This is a genomic window from Limnohabitans sp. (genome assembly GCF_044361645.1).
Taxonomy (GTDB): domain Bacteria; phylum Pseudomonadota; class Gammaproteobacteria; order Burkholderiales; family Burkholderiaceae_C; genus Limnohabitans_A.
Genome location: NZ_JBIKIL010000009.1, coordinates 1 through 15,090 on the forward strand (window position 1 = coordinate 1; position 15,090 = coordinate 15,090).

19 protein-coding genes are annotated in these 15,090 nt (G+C 58.7%); 4 read left to right on the plus strand and 15 right to left on the minus strand.

Translation table 11 applies throughout. The features are described from left to right. The 8 genes from ACIQ39_RS02595 to ACIQ39_RS02630 all read right to left on the minus strand — a co-directional run. Positions 1-149 (minus strand): GTP-binding protein (locus ACIQ39_RS02595; RefSeq protein ID WP_396433108.1); only part of this gene is annotated, 149 nt, incomplete at its 3' end. 99 nt (positions 150-248) lie between these two features. Beyond that, positions 249-719 (minus strand): 30S ribosomal protein S7, encoded by a 471-nt coding sequence (rpsG, locus tag ACIQ39_RS02600; RefSeq protein WP_396433052.1) that lies wholly within the window; start codon positions 717-719, stop codon positions 249-251. A gap of 166 nt (positions 720-885) precedes the next feature. Beyond that, on the minus strand, positions 886-1,263 hold the full coding sequence (gene rpsL / locus ACIQ39_RS02605; RefSeq protein WP_011466063.1) for a 30S ribosomal protein S12: 378 nt from the start codon (positions 1,261-1,263) through the stop codon (positions 886-888). A gap of 167 nt (positions 1,264-1,430) precedes the next feature. Continuing rightward, positions 1,431-2,588 (minus strand): D-alanyl-D-alanine carboxypeptidase family protein, encoded by a 1,158-nt coding sequence (locus ACIQ39_RS02610; RefSeq protein ID WP_396433053.1) that lies wholly within the window; start codon positions 2,586-2,588, stop codon positions 1,431-1,433. 109 nt (positions 2,589-2,697) lie between these two features. After that, positions 2,698-3,324 carry an alpha/beta hydrolase gene (locus ACIQ39_RS02615; protein WP_396433054.1) on the minus strand — a complete coding sequence of 209 codons (627 nt, stop codon included), beginning with the start codon at positions 3,322-3,324 and terminating at the stop codon, positions 2,698-2,700. Continuing rightward, positions 3,324-3,668 (minus strand): (2Fe-2S) ferredoxin domain-containing protein, encoded by a 345-nt coding sequence (locus ACIQ39_RS02620; RefSeq protein ID WP_396433055.1) that lies wholly within the window; start codon positions 3,666-3,668, stop codon positions 3,324-3,326. The genes ACIQ39_RS02615 and ACIQ39_RS02620 overlap by 1 nt, the downstream gene beginning before the upstream one ends. A 27-nt stretch (positions 3,669-3,695) precedes the next feature. Further along, the gene (locus ACIQ39_RS02625) at positions 3,696-4,826 is read right to left on the minus strand and encodes a VanZ family protein (RefSeq protein WP_396433056.1); all 1,131 of its coding nucleotides are present in this window, start codon (positions 4,824-4,826) and stop codon (positions 3,696-3,698) included. Between the two features lie 15 nt (positions 4,827-4,841). Further along, the gene (locus ACIQ39_RS02630) at positions 4,842-5,270 is read right to left on the minus strand and encodes a CopD family protein (protein ID WP_396433057.1); all 429 of its coding nucleotides are present in this window, start codon (positions 5,268-5,270) and stop codon (positions 4,842-4,844) included. 352 nt (positions 5,271-5,622) lie between these two features. Here ACIQ39_RS02630 and hemB point away from each other — a divergent pair, with 352 nt between their 5' ends. Then, positions 5,623-6,627: a porphobilinogen synthase gene (gene hemB / locus ACIQ39_RS02635; RefSeq protein ID WP_396433058.1), complete on the plus strand. Its 1,005-nt coding sequence runs from the start codon at positions 5,623-5,625 to the stop codon at positions 6,625-6,627. A gap of 46 nt (positions 6,628-6,673) precedes the next feature. On the opposite strand, the gene ACIQ39_RS02640 is transcribed toward hemB, so the two are convergent. Further along, complete coding sequence (locus tag ACIQ39_RS02640; protein ID WP_396433059.1) at positions 6,674-7,363, minus strand: dienelactone hydrolase family protein; 690 nt, start codon at positions 7,361-7,363, stop codon at positions 6,674-6,676. 114 nt (positions 7,364-7,477) lie between these two features. Beyond that, positions 7,478-8,080 carry a 2-hydroxychromene-2-carboxylate isomerase gene (locus ACIQ39_RS02645; RefSeq protein ID WP_396433060.1) on the minus strand — a complete coding sequence of 201 codons (603 nt, stop codon included), beginning with the start codon at positions 8,078-8,080 and terminating at the stop codon, positions 7,478-7,480. Positions 8,081-8,156: 76 nt separating this feature from the next. On the opposite strand from ACIQ39_RS02645, the gene ACIQ39_RS02650 reads away from it, so the two are divergent. Then, positions 8,157-8,903, plus strand: coding sequence for an SDR family oxidoreductase (locus tag ACIQ39_RS02650; protein WP_396433061.1), 747 nt, complete (start codon positions 8,157-8,159; stop codon positions 8,901-8,903). Further along, positions 8,903-9,382 carry a MaoC family dehydratase gene (locus tag ACIQ39_RS02655; protein WP_396433062.1) on the plus strand — a complete coding sequence of 160 codons (480 nt, stop codon included), beginning with the start codon at positions 8,903-8,905 and terminating at the stop codon, positions 9,380-9,382. The genes ACIQ39_RS02650 and ACIQ39_RS02655 overlap by 1 nt, the downstream gene beginning before the upstream one ends. A gap of 24 nt (positions 9,383-9,406) precedes the next feature. On the opposite strand, the gene sppA is transcribed toward ACIQ39_RS02655, so the two are convergent. Continuing rightward, complete coding sequence (gene sppA, locus ACIQ39_RS02660) at positions 9,407-11,209, minus strand: signal peptide peptidase SppA (RefSeq protein WP_396433063.1); 1,803 nt, start codon at positions 11,207-11,209, stop codon at positions 9,407-9,409. Positions 11,210-11,381: 172 nt separating this feature from the next. On the opposite strand from sppA, the gene ACIQ39_RS02665 reads away from it, so the two are divergent. Further along, positions 11,382-12,020: a MarC family protein gene (locus ACIQ39_RS02665; protein ID WP_396433064.1), complete on the plus strand. Its 639-nt coding sequence runs from the start codon at positions 11,382-11,384 to the stop codon at positions 12,018-12,020. Between the two features lie 12 nt (positions 12,021-12,032). Here ACIQ39_RS02665 and ACIQ39_RS02670 read toward each other — a convergent pair whose 3' ends face one another. The 4 genes from ACIQ39_RS02670 to lepB form a co-directional block, all read right to left on the minus strand. Next, complete coding sequence (locus tag ACIQ39_RS02670) at positions 12,033-12,314, minus strand: DUF2867 domain-containing protein (RefSeq protein WP_396433109.1); 282 nt, start codon at positions 12,312-12,314, stop codon at positions 12,033-12,035. Beyond that, positions 12,268-13,914, minus strand: coding sequence for a Wzy polymerase domain-containing protein (locus ACIQ39_RS02675; RefSeq protein WP_396433065.1), 1,647 nt, complete (start codon positions 13,912-13,914; stop codon positions 12,268-12,270). The genes ACIQ39_RS02670 and ACIQ39_RS02675 overlap by 47 nt, the downstream gene beginning before the upstream one ends. Before the next feature lie 72 nt (positions 13,915-13,986). Beyond that, positions 13,987-14,391, minus strand: a complete 405-nt coding sequence (locus ACIQ39_RS02680) for a DUF2867 domain-containing protein (protein ID WP_396433066.1) — start codon at positions 14,389-14,391, stop codon at positions 13,987-13,989. Beyond that, positions 14,388-15,056 carry a signal peptidase I gene (gene lepB / locus ACIQ39_RS02685; protein ID WP_396433067.1) on the minus strand — a complete coding sequence of 223 codons (669 nt, stop codon included), beginning with the start codon at positions 15,054-15,056 and terminating at the stop codon, positions 14,388-14,390. Before lepB ends, ACIQ39_RS02680 begins: the two co-directional genes overlap by 4 nt. Positions 15,057-15,090: the final 34 nt, after the last annotated feature.

Sequence of the window (15,090 nt, forward strand, 5' to 3'; positions counted from 1 at the left end):
ATGGTGGCAGCACCGTCGTGCACTTCACCAATTTTGTGGTTCACGCCGGTGTAGAACAAAATGCGTTCGGTTGTGGTGGTCTTGCCAGCGTCAATGTGCGCCGAAATACCAATGTTGCGATAACGCTCGATGGGGGTGATGCGAGCCATATGTTTCTCCAATGATTAAGTACCAAAGCCCGCCACCCCTTTTGGGGCCAGCGGGCTGGCTTCTGACAATGTCGGGCTTGTTTGTGAAGCCCTTGTGAATCAGAAGCGGAAGTGCGAGAACGCCTTGTTGGCTTCGGCCATGCGGTGAACTTCGTCACGCTTTTTCATGGCACCGCCACGGCCTTCATTGGCCTCGAGCAATTCGTTGGCCAAACGCAGGGCCATCGACTTTTCACCGCGCTTGCGAGCGGCTTCTTTGATCCAGCGCATCGACAAAGCCAAACGGCGAACAGGGCGCACTTCCACAGGCACCTGGTAGTTCGCACCACCCACGCGGCGGGACTTGACTTCCACCATGGGCTTGACGTTGTTGATGGCAATCGAGAACAGCTCGACAGGGTCTTTGCCTGATTTCTTTTCCATGGTTTCGAGGGCACCGTAAATGATGCGCTCGGCAACCGCTTTTTTGCCACCCTCCATGATCACGTTCATGAATTTGGACAGCTCGATATTGCCGAACTTGGGATCCGGCAGGATTTCACGTTTAGGGACTTCGCGACGACGTGGCATATTTCACCTCATATTTGCTTCAGTTGGCATCTTTTCAGACACCGCGAGGGTCATTCAAAACCGCTCACTTACTCGACCCACCTGGACAATTCCGGGTTTCGGGTCACTTCGCTGGATCACCGCGCCACGCGGGAAACAGCACCGAAAAATTTCAACCCGTGAGGGCTTACTTGGCCTTGGGCTTCTTAGCACCGTACTTGGAGCGAGACTGCTTGCGGTCTTTCACGCCTTGCAAGTCGAGCGAACCACGCACGATGTGGTAACGCACACCGGGCAAGTCTTTGACACGACCACCGCGCACCAGAACCACCGAGTGTTCTTGCAGGTTGTGGCCTTCACCGCCGATGTAAGAGATGACCTCAAAACCGTTGGTCAAGCGCACTTTGGCGACTTTACGCAAAGCAGAGTTGGGCTTTTTAGGTGTGGTGGTGTACACACGGGTACAGACACCACGGCGTTGTGGTGAATTTTGCATCGCAGGGCTTTTGGACTTGATCGTTTCGACCTCGCGCCCCTGACGCACCAATTGATTGATGGTTGGCATTGTTTGTAACGTCCCTAAACGTTTAAAAAGACAAAAGAAACTTCTCCGCCCCAAAAGCGGAAAAGCCTGCCAGTATAACCGCTCGAATCTGAGCGTGGCAAGCTTGCCTGCTTTCATGCGCTCTTTTATGCCGTCTTTTTACTTGGCAGGGTTGAATGTGCGGCCGCTCACTTGATCCACAAACGCAAAGCATCCCAAGCTCGGCCAAAAGCGCCAGCTTGTTCGACCGGCTCTAGGACCACCAGTGGCACCTCAAGCAAGACCCGGTCGCCTTGCGAGACTTTGAGGCTGCCCACATTTTGACCTTTGGCAAAAGGCGCCACCAGCGGATCAGGGCGCACCACTTGTGTCTTGATTTGGGCCGCGCTGCCTGCGGGCACGGCCACCACCAAGGGGCCCAGTGACCCCAGCTTGAGTTTGGGTGACTTGCCCTTCCACACGGGTGGTTCCACCACCGTTTGGTTGGCATCGAACAATTTGACCGCATCAAATGCAGAGTAACCCCAGTTGAGGAGCTTTTGACTTTCATTGGCGCGGGCATTTTCGCTTTCTGCACCCAAAACCACACTCAACAAACGTCGCTCACCCACATTCGGGAAAACACGCTTGGCCGAGGCCACCAGGCAATAACCCGCCGCTTGGGTATGGCCTGTTTTGAGCCCATCCACTGTGACATCCCGAAACAGCAGCAAATTGCGGTTGGTTTCATTGGCGGCTGGCGTGCCGGTGTAACGGTATTTTTTGATCGCGTAGTAAGGGACGTACTCCGGGAAATCGCGCATCAACCGCGTGGCCAGCAAGGCCAAATCGCGGGCTGTGGTCGTGTGTCCTGGTGCCGTGAGACCCTCAGGATTTTTATACTGGGTGCTGTTCATGCCCAAAAAAACCGCTTGGTCGTTCATCAGCTGAACAAATCTTTCTACGCTGCCGGCCACACCTTCGGCCAAAGCCACCACGGCATCGTTGCCCGACTGCACAATCATGCCCTTGACCAAGTCCTCCACGGGCACCCGCATTTGGGGATCAATGAACATGCGCGAACCGGGCATTTTCCATGCGCGCTCCGACACCGGCAAAGCTTGTTGCAAGTCCAGCTTGCGATTTTTGAGCGCATCGAACACCAAATAAGCTGTCATCAGCTTGGTCAAGGATGCTGGCTCAACGGCAACATCCGGATTTTTGGCAGCCAGCACCTGATTGGCCGTCACATCCAACAACAAATAAGCCTTGACCGCCACTTCAGGCGGTTTTGGCATTTGCGCCTGGACTTGCCAGGACGTCACCAAGAACAAGAAACTGGCCAGTATTTTCAAAAAGAAGTTCATGCGAGCGGGTTCATTTTCAAGTCTGTTGGCGCTGAGAGCGCCAAAATGGCAACGCCAAGCGGCGCGGATGTGGAAAAACTCTGTTCAGGTCTTGGGGGCGCGACGCGCATCAGACCGTCAAATGGCGCGTCACCAAGCTTTTGAGAAGGGGCAATTGTCCGTGAAAGAAATGCGACGCCCCGGGAATCACCGTGATCGGTAAGGATTGCGGCCTGGCCCAATCCATGACGCTGCTCAGTGGCACCGTATCGTCCTGCTCCCCGTGCACAACCAAGCAATGCGCGTGCAAGGCATGGGGCACTTGCGCCACCTCAAAACGCGATGCAGCCGTGCCCACCAACACCAATTGGAGGGGCAGTCGGTGTTCCCCCAGCGCTTGCACCACATGCGTCACCACAAAAGCACCAAAAGAAAACCCGGCCAACGCCAAAGCCCCCTGCGGAGCCACTTGCGCAATGACCTTGAGCATGTCCTGCGCCTCGCCCCGTCCCTCGTCGTGTGTGCCCTCACTGGCACCCACACCCCTGAAATTAAACCGAACCACGCGCCATCCTTTGGAAACAAAAGCACGGGCGAGCGTTTGCACCACCTTGTTGTGCATGGTCCCGCCAAATAAAGGGTGCGGATGGGCCAGCACAGCTGTTCCTAAAGTCTCACCCTGCGCCGGAGCGTCCAGCAAAGCCTCGATGCGGCCAGTTGCGCCATCCAAGCTGATGGCCTGTGTTGCGGGACTCATCAGCGACCCAAATGCGAGGGCGTCAACAAGCGCTCGACCACCTGACCATTTTTCAGGTGTGAGCGCACAATTTCATCGATATCCGCCTGATCCACGTAGCTGTACCAAACCCCTTCGGGGTAAACCACCGCCACCGGTCCGGCCGCACAACGGTCTAAACAGCCGGCCTTGTTCACCCGAACCTCTCCGGCGCCTGCCAAACCGAGTGCTTTGACTTGGGCTTTACAGTGGTCAAAGGCGGCCTGGGCACCGTGTTGGGCACAGCACGCCTCCTTGTTTTGGCGTTCGTTCAAACAAAAGAAGATGTGTCTTTTGAAATAAGAGGGAGGGGTTTGATTGCTCATGGTTTGATTTTAGGCCAGTGCACCGGCTCACCTGAAAGGGCTCGGGGAACCAGCGTCTCGACTGGACAAGCGGCTCAACAGATAAGCCAGCAGCGCATAAGGCCACAGCCAACCCAGCCACTGAATCAAACCATGAAACCGGATGAAACGGCCTTGCTCCCAGGTTTGCAGCGTCAAGGCAAAGTAGGCATCGGCGGGCGCGCTGTTGAGCAAGCTCAACTGCAAGACCAAGGCCAACACGGCCAAGGCCCAACACATGCTGGGCGCCAGCCAAGACAAGGCCAAGACCCCCGCCACCGCCCACACTGCGGCCTTGCCCACCTCGGCACTGACCCAGACCCAAGCGTGCGCGGGGCCATAAGTCAAAGTCGCGGACAAGGCGCTGGCCAACATGCCCAAGGCCAGGCAAACCCCTGCCACAGCCCATCTTTGGGGTTGTCGGCTCACCACCCCAAAAGCCAATAGGCAGGGCAAAAGCAGACCCAAAGCCATGCACAACACCGCCGTTGTGCTGGTCATTGGCTGCAATTCAAGCACCCGCATAGGCCACCATTCCAACCATGGAGAGCCCCATAAAAATTCAATCCAACTCGACTCCAACCGTTCAAAAACATGGCCCAGTCCAAAGGGCAAAGGGCTTGGAAACAAAAGGGCCAAGGGCCAAACGGCCAACAAGGCCAAGGCACCACTGGCCTCGGTCTCGTCCTCGAACCAACGGTCTTTGAATCGACCCCAGCGCTCGATCCAGCCCAGCCACACCATGACTTGCACCAGCACTGCACCCATCCAAGCACCCAGCACATTCAAGGCAATGTCCAAGTTGGAGGGCACGCGCACAGGCAGAAACATCTGCAAGGACTCCATGGACAAAGACAAAACTGCCGCCGCCGAAACCGACAGGGTGATGCCACGCCAGCGACGCCGACTGCGGTGCACCGCGAGCGTTAACAAAAAACCCAATGGCGCATAGCCCACGAGGTTGGAGAACAAGTCAAAACCTGTCCAATAACGCGGCCAAGGGTCGGTCAAAAATGCCCATGACAATGCACTTTGAAAACGCCAATTGTCAAAGGGGTAGAGGCTGGCGTAGAGGATCACCAACACATAAGCCCAAAACAAAGGCCATGTGGCAGTTTTGCGACTTGCCGAGTAAATCATGCGGGTTGAGGGCCTTTAAAAGGGCTTGACCACCACCAAAACCACCGCCCCCAGCATCATGATGACCGGTGCTTCATTGAACCATCGGAACCACACGTGGCTGCGCTGCATCTGGCCTTTTTCAAACTTGCGCAAAACCACCCAGCAGCTGTAGTGGTAGGCCAACAAAGCCAGCACAATCAACAACTTGGCATGCATCCAGCCATGACCCGCGCCCAAGCCAATGCCATAAAAAAGCCAGAGCCACAAACCGAAAACCAATGCAGGAACGGCCAAAATGCTCATGAATCGGTACAGTTTGCGCGCCATCAACAGCAAACGATCGCGCTCAGCCACGGAGCCGGGGTCCACCATGGCCAAGTTGACGTAAATGCGGGGCAGGTAAAACAAACCTGCAAACCAGCTGGCGATGAAGACGATGTGAAGGGCTTTGATCCAGAGCATGATCAGAGTGTAGCCAGCAAAGCTTGCAGTGAGGCAGGCTTTGGGTGCTGCCAAAAGAGAATTGGCACAGCAAAAAAGGCCCCCGGCCAGGGGCCGGGGGCAGCAAGCCTTTTTGCTGTCACACATCAAGGCACCCGCTCAGGGAGGAAAAGCGGGAGGCAGCAAGCTGCCCGTGGCTAATTTATCAAACATCAAAACCAATAACAAGTCTGACATTGAGTTTTTTGTGGCTTTTGTTGCTTAATTTGCTGATGCCTGTGTCTGGCCTGCACAAGCTGAACTGCCGCCTTGGAGACTGCAAACACGGCCACCACTTTTGGCAACTTGAAACTGTTCAGGCACAATTTTCAGTATGAACCCCGTCGCCCCCTTCCCCGCCAACCGCCCACGCCGCTTGCGCCGTGATGAATTCACCCGCAACCTGGTGCGTGAGCACCGCGTCACGCCGCACGACCTGATCTATCCGGTGTTCGTGCTGGACGGGCACAACCAGCGCCAGCAAGTGGGCTCCATGCCCGGTGTCGAGCGCTTGTCACTCGACTTGCTGCTGCCGGTGGCCGAAGACTGCGTCAAGCTGGGCATCCCGGTCATGGCACTGTTCCCGGTGATCGACGCCAGCCTCAAGGACCCCACAGGCAGCGAAGCCATGAACCCCAATGGCCTGGTGCCCCGCGTGGTGCGTGAGCTGAAAAACCGCTTTCCCGAGCTGGGCGTGATGACCGACGTGGCGCTCGACCCCTTCACCAGCCATGGCCAAGACGGCCTGCTCGACGAAACCGGCTACATCCTGAACGACGAAACCACCGCCGTGCTGGTGCAGCAGGCCCTCACGCAAGCCGAAGCCGGCGTGGACATGGTCGCGCCCAGCGACATGATGGACGGGCGCATCGGCGCGATCCGCCAAGCGCTCGAGGCCCGCGGCCTGATCCACACCCGCATCATGGCCTACAGCGCCAAGTACGCCAGTGCGTTTTACGGCCCTTTCCGCGACGCGGTCGGCTCGGCCGGCAACTTGGGCAAGAGCAACAAAAAGGTCTACCAGATGGACCCCGGCAACAGCGACGAAGCGCTGCGCGAAGTCGCCATGGACCTGGCCGAAGGGGCCGACATGGTCATGGTCAAGCCCGGCATGCCCTACCTGGACATCGTGCGCCGCGTGAAAGACGAGTTCAAAGTGCCCACCTTCGCCTACCAGGTGTCGGGCGAATACGCCATGCTCAAAGCCGCTGCACAAAACGGCTGGCTGGACCACGACCTGGTCATGATGGAAAGCCTGCTGGCCTTCAAGCGCGCCGGTGCCGACGGCGTGCTGACCTACTTTGCCCGCGACGCTGCACGCTGGATTGCGGCCCGTTGAAGGACGCGTGGACGCGCGGACGCGCTCGGGCGATGGGCTCGCCAGATCAGCCCAAGTGTTGCTTGAAAAACGCCAGTGTGCGCTCCCGCGCCAACTGGGCCGAGGGCGCATGCCATGAAGCGCGCTGGTCGCAGTTGAAACCATGGTGCGCGGCATAGGTGAACACCTGAACTGAGGGGTGGGCCTTTTGAAATGACGCCACCGTGTCCAATGGTATCCATTTGTCCTCTTCGGCAAAATGCGCCAACACCGGCACGCTTGGTTGACGCGCTGTTTCAGCCTCGGTGGTCACGCCCCCACCGTAATAAGGCACGGCGGCACTCAAGCCCGACAAAGTGCAGGCCGCACGCCAAGTCAGCAAACCGCCCCAGCAATACCCCACGATGCCCACCTTGCCCCCCGAAGCCTTGGCCGCATGGTCAATCGCCGCCTGAATGTCTTGCATCACACCCGGCGCGGGCAAGGCCTCTGCGGCCGTTTTGTAGCCAAAGCCCTCGCCCATGTCGGCCTCGGTGTAAGCCAGCTCCACCCCGGGCTTGACGCGGTGAAAAGCCGCCGGGGCCACGGCCAAGTAGCCCACAGCGGCATAACCATCGGCCACCTGGCGAATATGGCTGTTCACGCCGAAAATCTCCTGAATCACCACCACCGCCCCCTTGGGCTCACCCCGTGGCCGCGCCTCGTAGGCGGGGACCCGGGTGCCGTCGGCGGCTTGGAGTTCAATCATCGTGCCCATGACCTGTCCTTCTTTGCTGTTGTGGGTTGAAACGCGTCGATGCTTTGACCTTGACCTGCCGGGCCACAGACCCCACAGGCATTGCGCCATGCACCGCGTGGGTCAGCGTTGAAGTTAAAGCGCCAACCCGCGCTCGACAAAATCGAGCCGGTCTTGGCCCCAAAAAATCTCGCCATCCACCACATAACTGGGGGCACCGAACACGCCCGCATCGATGGCCGCTTGGGTATGGCTTTCGTAACGCTCTTGCACCGCTTGGCTGTGCGAACGCTCCAGCAAAGCCGCGGGCAAGCCTTGCTCGGCCAACAACTCGGCCAAAACTTTCTCGTCGGCGATGTTGCGCTCTTGCGCCCAGCAAGCGCCCAAAATGGCCCCCGCCATCGCCATCGCCGACGCGCTGCCTTGCGCCATGTCGGTCGCGATGATCAGGCGTGCCGCATCGTCCCCGCTGACCGGGAAAAACCGGGGTTTCAGGTTCAGCGGCGCATTCAAGTGCGCACTGAAACGCTGCAACTCCACCAAACGGTAGGCCTGGCGCTGCGGCGCACGCTGACCCAGTGGCAAACCGCCCGAAATGGGGAACACCTTGCCCCCTAAGTCAATGGGCAGGATGCGCAGCGTGGCCCCGCTGCGCTGCACGATGTCGGCCAAGCGCTGGTGGCCCAAATAAGCCCAGGGGCTTTGCGGGGCGAGGTAATAGTCCACTGTGCGACCCATGCTGTCTCCTTGTGCGTTGTGTAATTGGTGCTCTGCGGTTGTAACCGCAACAACCCATTTTTGCAGGAGATACCCCATGAGCAAGGTCTTGTTGGTGACGGGGGGCAGCCGAGGCATTGGGGCCGCGACGGCCCTCTTGGCGGCTCAAAACGGCTGGTCGGTGGCGGTGAACTACACCGCCAACTCACTGGCCGCCGACGAAGTGGTGCGGCAAATCCGCGCCTTTGGCGCTCAAGCCATGGCGGTGCAAGCCGATGTGGCCGAAGAAGACCAAGTGCTGCGCATGTTCGAGCACATCGACGCCAAACTCGGCCGCCTGTCGGGCCTGGTGAACAACGCGGGGGTGGTCGATGTCAAGGCCCGTGTGGACGAGATGAGCGTGGCCCGCCTCAAACGCATGTTTGACATCAACGTGATCGGCAGCCTGATCTGCGCCCGCGAAGCCGTGCGTCGCATGAGCACGCTGCATGGCGGCGAAGGGGGCAGCATCGTCAACGTGTCCAGCGCCGCCGCCCGACTGGGCGCGCCCGGCCAGTACGTGGACTACGCCGCCGCCAAAGGCGCCATCGACGCCTTCACCATCGGCTTGGCCAAAGAAGTGGCCGCCGAAGGCATCCGCGTGAACGCCGTGCGCCCAGGTTTGATTGAGACCGAGATCCACGCCTCGGGCGGCTTGCCCAACCGGGTCAAAGAGCTGCAGCACCTGGTCCCCGCCCAACGTGGCGGCAGCGCCGAGGAAGTGGCAGAGGGCATCGTGTGGCTGTTGTCGGACAAGGCCAGCTACACCACCATGAGCTTTCTGGACATCTCGGGAGGCCGCTGATGGCACACACGCCAAAACCCATCCAATACTACTGGGAAGACATGGCCGCAGGCCAGGTGCGTGACCTGGGCAGCATTTCGCCCACACGCGAAGAAATCATCGCCTTTGCCACCCAGTTTGACCCGCAGCCCTTTCACTTGGACGACGAAGCGGCCAAGGCTTCGGTTTTTGGTGCCCTCTCGGCCAGCGGCTGGCACACCTGCGCCATGGCCATGCGGCTGATGGTGACCAACTTCTTGTGCGAAACCTCGAGTCTGGGCTCACCGGGCCTTGAAGGCATCAAATGGCTCAAGCCGGTGTACCCCGGCGACACGCTGCGCCTGCAATCCACCCTGCTCGAGTCCAAACCCATGGGCAAGCGCCCCGATGTGGGCATGACGCGCAACCTGTGGGAAATGTTCAACCAGCACGGTGACAAAGTGCTGCACATGGAAGGCTGGGGCATGTTCCGCCGCAGGCATCCTGCCCAAACGCCTTGATCGCTCAGGTCGCGATCAAGGCGATCAAGGCGTGATTTGGCACAGGCAATGGGCAGCAGCCGTATAGGGCTGTGCCTGATCCAAGAGCGCTTGGAGCCAAATGAAATCCGCAGCCAGCTCGCCGTTCACCTGAGCAGGCAAGCCCGTTAACGGTGCGAGCTCGGACTGGCCCACGCCCCAGCCAAGCTGTGCCGCCGCTTGCATCCCATACCGCTGAAACCAGCTTTGCAGTTTAGAAACTTGGGGGCCCCAATACCGAATGGGCAAAGGCGGGTCCGTGCCAGCCGACTTGTTAGCGAGTTCACGGGCGGCCTGCACCGCATCATTGAAGTTACCGACCCGGTCCACCAAACGATGCGCCTGCGCCTGCGCACCTGTCCAAATGCGGCCCTGCGCCAGCGCTTGCATTTGGGCCACGTCCAGCTTGCGTGCTTGCGCTGCTTTGCCGATGAAATCGGTATAAACATGCTCAATACCTGACTGCACCAAAGCCTGAACGCGCGGCTCCAGTGCTTTGCGCGGATCGTAGGCACCGGCCAGCCAAGTGGTGCGGTAGCCATCCGTGTTCACACCCAGTTTGCGCATCAAGCCCTCCCCGGTGGGCAGCATGGCAAACACCCCAATAGAGCCTGTGATGGTGGACGCATCGGCCCACACCTGGTCAGCCGACATGGCCATCCAGTAACCGCCTGAGGCGGCCACGTCCCCCATGGAGACCACCACCGGCTTGCCCTTGTCACGTGCAATGCGCAGCTGGTCGCGAACCAACTCAGACCCAAAGGCGCTGCCGCCAGGTGAGTTGACGCGCAAAACGATGGCCTTGACCTCTTCATCCTCGGTCGCTGCGCGAATCAAATCGGAGGTGGAAAGCCCGCCGATCTTGCCCGCCGGAGCCCGGCCATCGCCAATCTCTCCCTGGGCCACGATGACCGCCAGATGCTCGCCTTTGACCGGTTGCTCATGCGCTCGCAGATAGTCCTTGAAGCCGACTTGGCGGAACGTCTGGCCGTCCTCGTCTTTGCCCACCGTGTCCATCAGCGTTTGACGCAAAGATTCGAAAGTCTGCAATTGGTCCACCCATTTCCAGTCCTTGACCAACTGGCCCGCATTCCCCTGCACAGCCTGCAACGCACCGGGCAAGCTGTCGATGTGTTGCACCACACTGCCGGGTGGCAGCTTGCGGGCTTGCTCAATGCCCTCGGTGTAAAGCTGCCACAAAGCGTCATACACATGCGCCTGCGCCTTCAACGCTTGCTCAGAAGCTTGGCTGAGGATGAACGGTTCGCCCGCAGACTTGTATTGCCCCACACGGATCAGGTTGGCCTCTATGCCCAGCTTGTCCAGCGCCTCTTTGTAGTAATTGCGTTGGCGGCCAAAACCTTCAATCAAAACCATGCCCATGGGATGCACGGCCACCTGAGTGGCATGTGCTGCCAAGTAAAACTGACGTTGGTCATAAGCCGCAGACCACGCCACAACAGGCTTGCCGGAGGTCTTGAACTGTTCAATGGCCCAGGCCGCTTCGCGCAAGGACGCCAAGCCCGCGCCCTTGAAGTCATCGAGTTTGAGCAGCACACGCTCAATGCGTGGGTCTTTCTGCGCCAAAGCCAGTGCCATCTGCAGATCACGCAAACGCACCGAATCGGTCGACGCGCCTTGCAACTCGCCCAAAACCTTGTCACGCAAGCCGCCAGGCGACTCTTCCACCAAGGCCCCTTTGAGGTCCAGCACCAACACCGTGTGGTCTGCGATGGTGACCCGGTCCGCAAAGTAAATGAACCACACCATGCCTGCGCCGTAAGCCAAGGCAAGCAAAACCAAACCCATTCGGAAAACCTGGACGAGCCAATCGGAGACCTTCAAAGTCATTCGATGCAAGGTTTGAAAAAAGCTGCCGAGAAAGGAAAACACGTGAAAAGCCTTGGGTTGAAAGTCACAAGCCATCTTACAGCCGGTCTGCGAGACCGCCATCCAGCCAACACCCGGCACAATGCACGGCATGGACTTCAAACCGCTCATCACCTTGCTGGCCATCGTCAACCCCTTGGCCATCGTTCCCTTCTTCATTCACTACACCCAAGACTTCAGCCGCGCGCAGCGCCAGCGCACCATCTTGGTGTCTGCAATGACCGCATTCATTGTGATTGCGATCAGCGCCTTGCTGGGCCTGCAAATTCTGGCATTTTTCGGCATCTCGCTGGCCAGCTTCCAGGTCGGCGGCGGCTTGCTGCTGCTGACTGCGGCTTTGTCCATGCTCAACGCCCAACCGGCCGAAGCCCGAGCCAACGCCGACGAGGTGCACGACGCCGAAGCCAAAGCCGCTGTGGGCGCCAGCATCGCCGTGGTGCCGCTGACCATCCCTTTGTTGACTGGCCCGGCCACCATGTCCACGGTGGTGATTTACGCCGAAAAAGCCAAAGACTTCGCCCAGCTGGGCACCTTGGTGGGCTACGGCGTGGTGATTGCGCTGGCCACCGCCCTGTGCTTTTCACTGGCCACGCCGATTGCCCGCATCCTGGGCAAAACCGGCATCAACGTCATGACGCGGCTGATGGGTTTGATCTTGGCGGCACTGGCTGTGGAAGTGATGGCGGACGGGCTGACCAAGTTGTTTCCGGTGTTGGCGAGAGGGGTTTGAAAAGGCTCAACCCTACAAGGGCAAAACGATGCCGACCACTGGCATGGCGAATCTACAACACTCTATTGCTTCCGGCCAAGTCGGGCGCATGGGGCCCAACACACGCATCACCGAGGGCACGATCAGCTTGTGAACAGGCGCCACAGGCAGCATGTTCAAACGCCCTAACACGTTGTGCATGTGCACCACCGTGCTCACTGTCAGAACAGCACAGCCGACCCGTCTCTGCAGTTTTGCGTCCCACGATTCACAGGCTCGGTGTTTTGGCCGACTTGCCCGACTCCGCGCCCACAGCCAAGGCCTTGCTCAGCCCAGGATTTCCCGGATAAAGCCGCAGGCCCAGCGCTTGCACGTCTTGGGCTTCTCTTGTTCTGTCCATGGCCTGCAACGCCATGGCCATGTTGGCATAAATCCTGGCTCTTGGGGTGTGGCGCACATGGCCTTGTGCCCAGTTGAGATAGGACTCAAGCTGTTCGGGGTCGCGCTTGAGCAGGCCCTCTTGCAATTGCAGTGTAAAAACGTTGTGTTCAACCCGACTCTGCCACGGCAGGGGGTTGACGATTTTTTGCAGCAAATGAATTTCGCTGCGGCCGTTGCGTTCGAACTCGGTCACCAACCAAGCGGTGTGTATGGCGGAGAGCATGAAAGGCACCACCACCAGAGGAAGCAAGACGGCAGCCAGTCGCATCAAGCTTTTGGGTTGGTAAACGGACTCTTTCCAGGAGCCAAGACCCGACGCTTGCCGGTCTTCTTCAACCTCCGCATCCATCACGTGAACCAGCAGCAGCAGCGCCCACCACAGTGCCACCGCATGGTAGAGGGGGTACTCGGTCTGGGTGTGGAGCAAGATGGGTGTCAACAGCGCCAGCAAGCCCATGCCTTTGAGCAAGCCTGCCTGGAAAACGCGCCACAGCAGCACCGCAGCCATCAGTAAAAAGCCCAGCATGGCCGCCATTCCGCCTTCGACCGCCCAATATAAAAACTCATTGTGCGGATGATCTACATTTTCGGCAATCGGCGACAATTGCGGCTGCAGCATCATTTTGGTTGCGTATTCATTCAAAAATGTAATTTCAAATGCCCCGTAGCCCCAGCCTGCCCATGGGGCTTGGGCTATCAAATTCGCGGCATGTGCCCAGTAAAGCACCCTGATGCCGCCGGATTGGTAAATTTCCAGACCGCGTTGGGTGGTGTCCTCAGGCGAAAAACCCAAAGCAATGGCCACGCCCAGCGCCACCAGGACAAAAATCATCCACTGTCTTTGGCGCAGCAGTTGGGGTGCCAGCAAGAGCAAGGCCAGCAAGCCGCCCAACATGCCGACCCGGGACTGCAGGGCGGTGAGCAACAGGCTTGCCGCCAGAACCACGCCATAACGCAAGGCCTTGAGCCAGACTTGGCCATCGTTTCGTAATTGAAGCCAACTGGCCAAGGCCAAACCCGTGGCCATGAAGGTCGCCATCACATTGGGCTGTTGAAAAATCCCATGGGGTCGGTTGGACTTCGTGTCATAGCCCATCCAGTTGCCCGGCTCAAGCAGGTAAAACTGGACCAATCCCAGCAGCGCCTCCAAGGCCACCGCCCCCAACAACAAGTGCAGCCATTTATCGCGGCCAGAGCGGCTCAGTGGCCACTGGTAAAGGCAAAACAAAAACAGCAAGCCAGCCATCAAACCCAAGAGCCGGGGCAGGGCATGTGCTTTCAATTCGAAGCCCGGATAAAGCATGGGCAAGAGCAATAAAAAAGCGCCCATCCACAAGCCCTTTTGCAAGGTGCTGAAGGTCAGGTTTCCTTTTTGCGTGACCGTCCAAAGTCCCAAGCCTATGGTCAAGCTGGCAAAGATCCAGCCCCACGCATTGAATGGCATGTACAGTCCTTGGCCGCCTGGGTTGCTCATGGATAAATGCATACCCATCAGCCAGTACAAAATGGAAACAATCGCAAACAGCTTCTTAGTAGAGGTCATTTTTTAGTGCAAATTGAAGGATGAGACGGCTCTTCGGACGCTGAGCGCCCTTAGCCCAACACACGCATCACCGAGGGCACGATCAGCTTGTGCATCAGGCTGGTTTTCGATCAGGGTGAAAATGCCGATGCGGTCCCCCGGTTGGTATTCGTCCAGCGGTTTGTCTGAATTGAATCCACCCAAATGCCCAAGGTCCTTGAGCCCAAGCCGGGCCACCACCCGATTGCGCAGCGACATGAGCCCATTGACCCATGCCGGCGTGGCCTGCGCTGCTTTTAAAAAATATTCCAACGCGCACAAACCTGGATCAGCAGGCTCGACCGACCAAGCATCACGAAAATGCGCGCCCGGCAAACGGCGGGCGATCAAGCTGCCTTCGAGCACACGACTTGCAAAAACCGCACTCATTGAATCACCTGCACCAGACGATCCCAACGCGGCATCCAGTTGCCCAAGATGTCGGCCGACACCAGCACGTGGTGCGCTAGGCCGATCAGCAAATGGCGCGGCACCATGCCGAAAAAACGCGAATCGGCGCTGTTGTCCCGGTTATCGCCCAGAAAGAAGTATTGACCTGGCGGCACCCGCACCGGGCCAAAACTGCGCAACGCATTCAGCTCAGGCAAAACCTGCACCGCACGCTCATGACCGGCCACGCGTTCGCGGGCCTGGATGGCGGCTGTGGTCTGCCCGCCGCCCAGCGGCTCGGTCACGGCCACCGGAGCCAGGTATTCAGACGCTGCGCCATTGAGGTAGAGCACTGCGTTGCGCATCTCGACCACATCGCCAGGCACCGCCACCAGCCGCTTGATCATGCGCACGCCATCTTTGGGCGAGGTGAATGTGACCACATCCCCGCGCTGCGGCTCACCCAACGGGGCGACCACCACATCGGTCAAAGGCAGCTTGAAGTCATAAGCCAGGCGATTGACCAGCACCACATCGCCTTCAAGCAAAGTCGGGCGCATGGAGCCAGATGGGATGGGGTTCCAGTCGGCCACGGCCAAGCGGAAAAAGCCAAAGCAGCACAGGAACAGGATGAAGCTGCGATTTGTTTTGATCCAGGTTTGCATGCTCGGGCCTCGTGAATGACAGGGACATAGAACT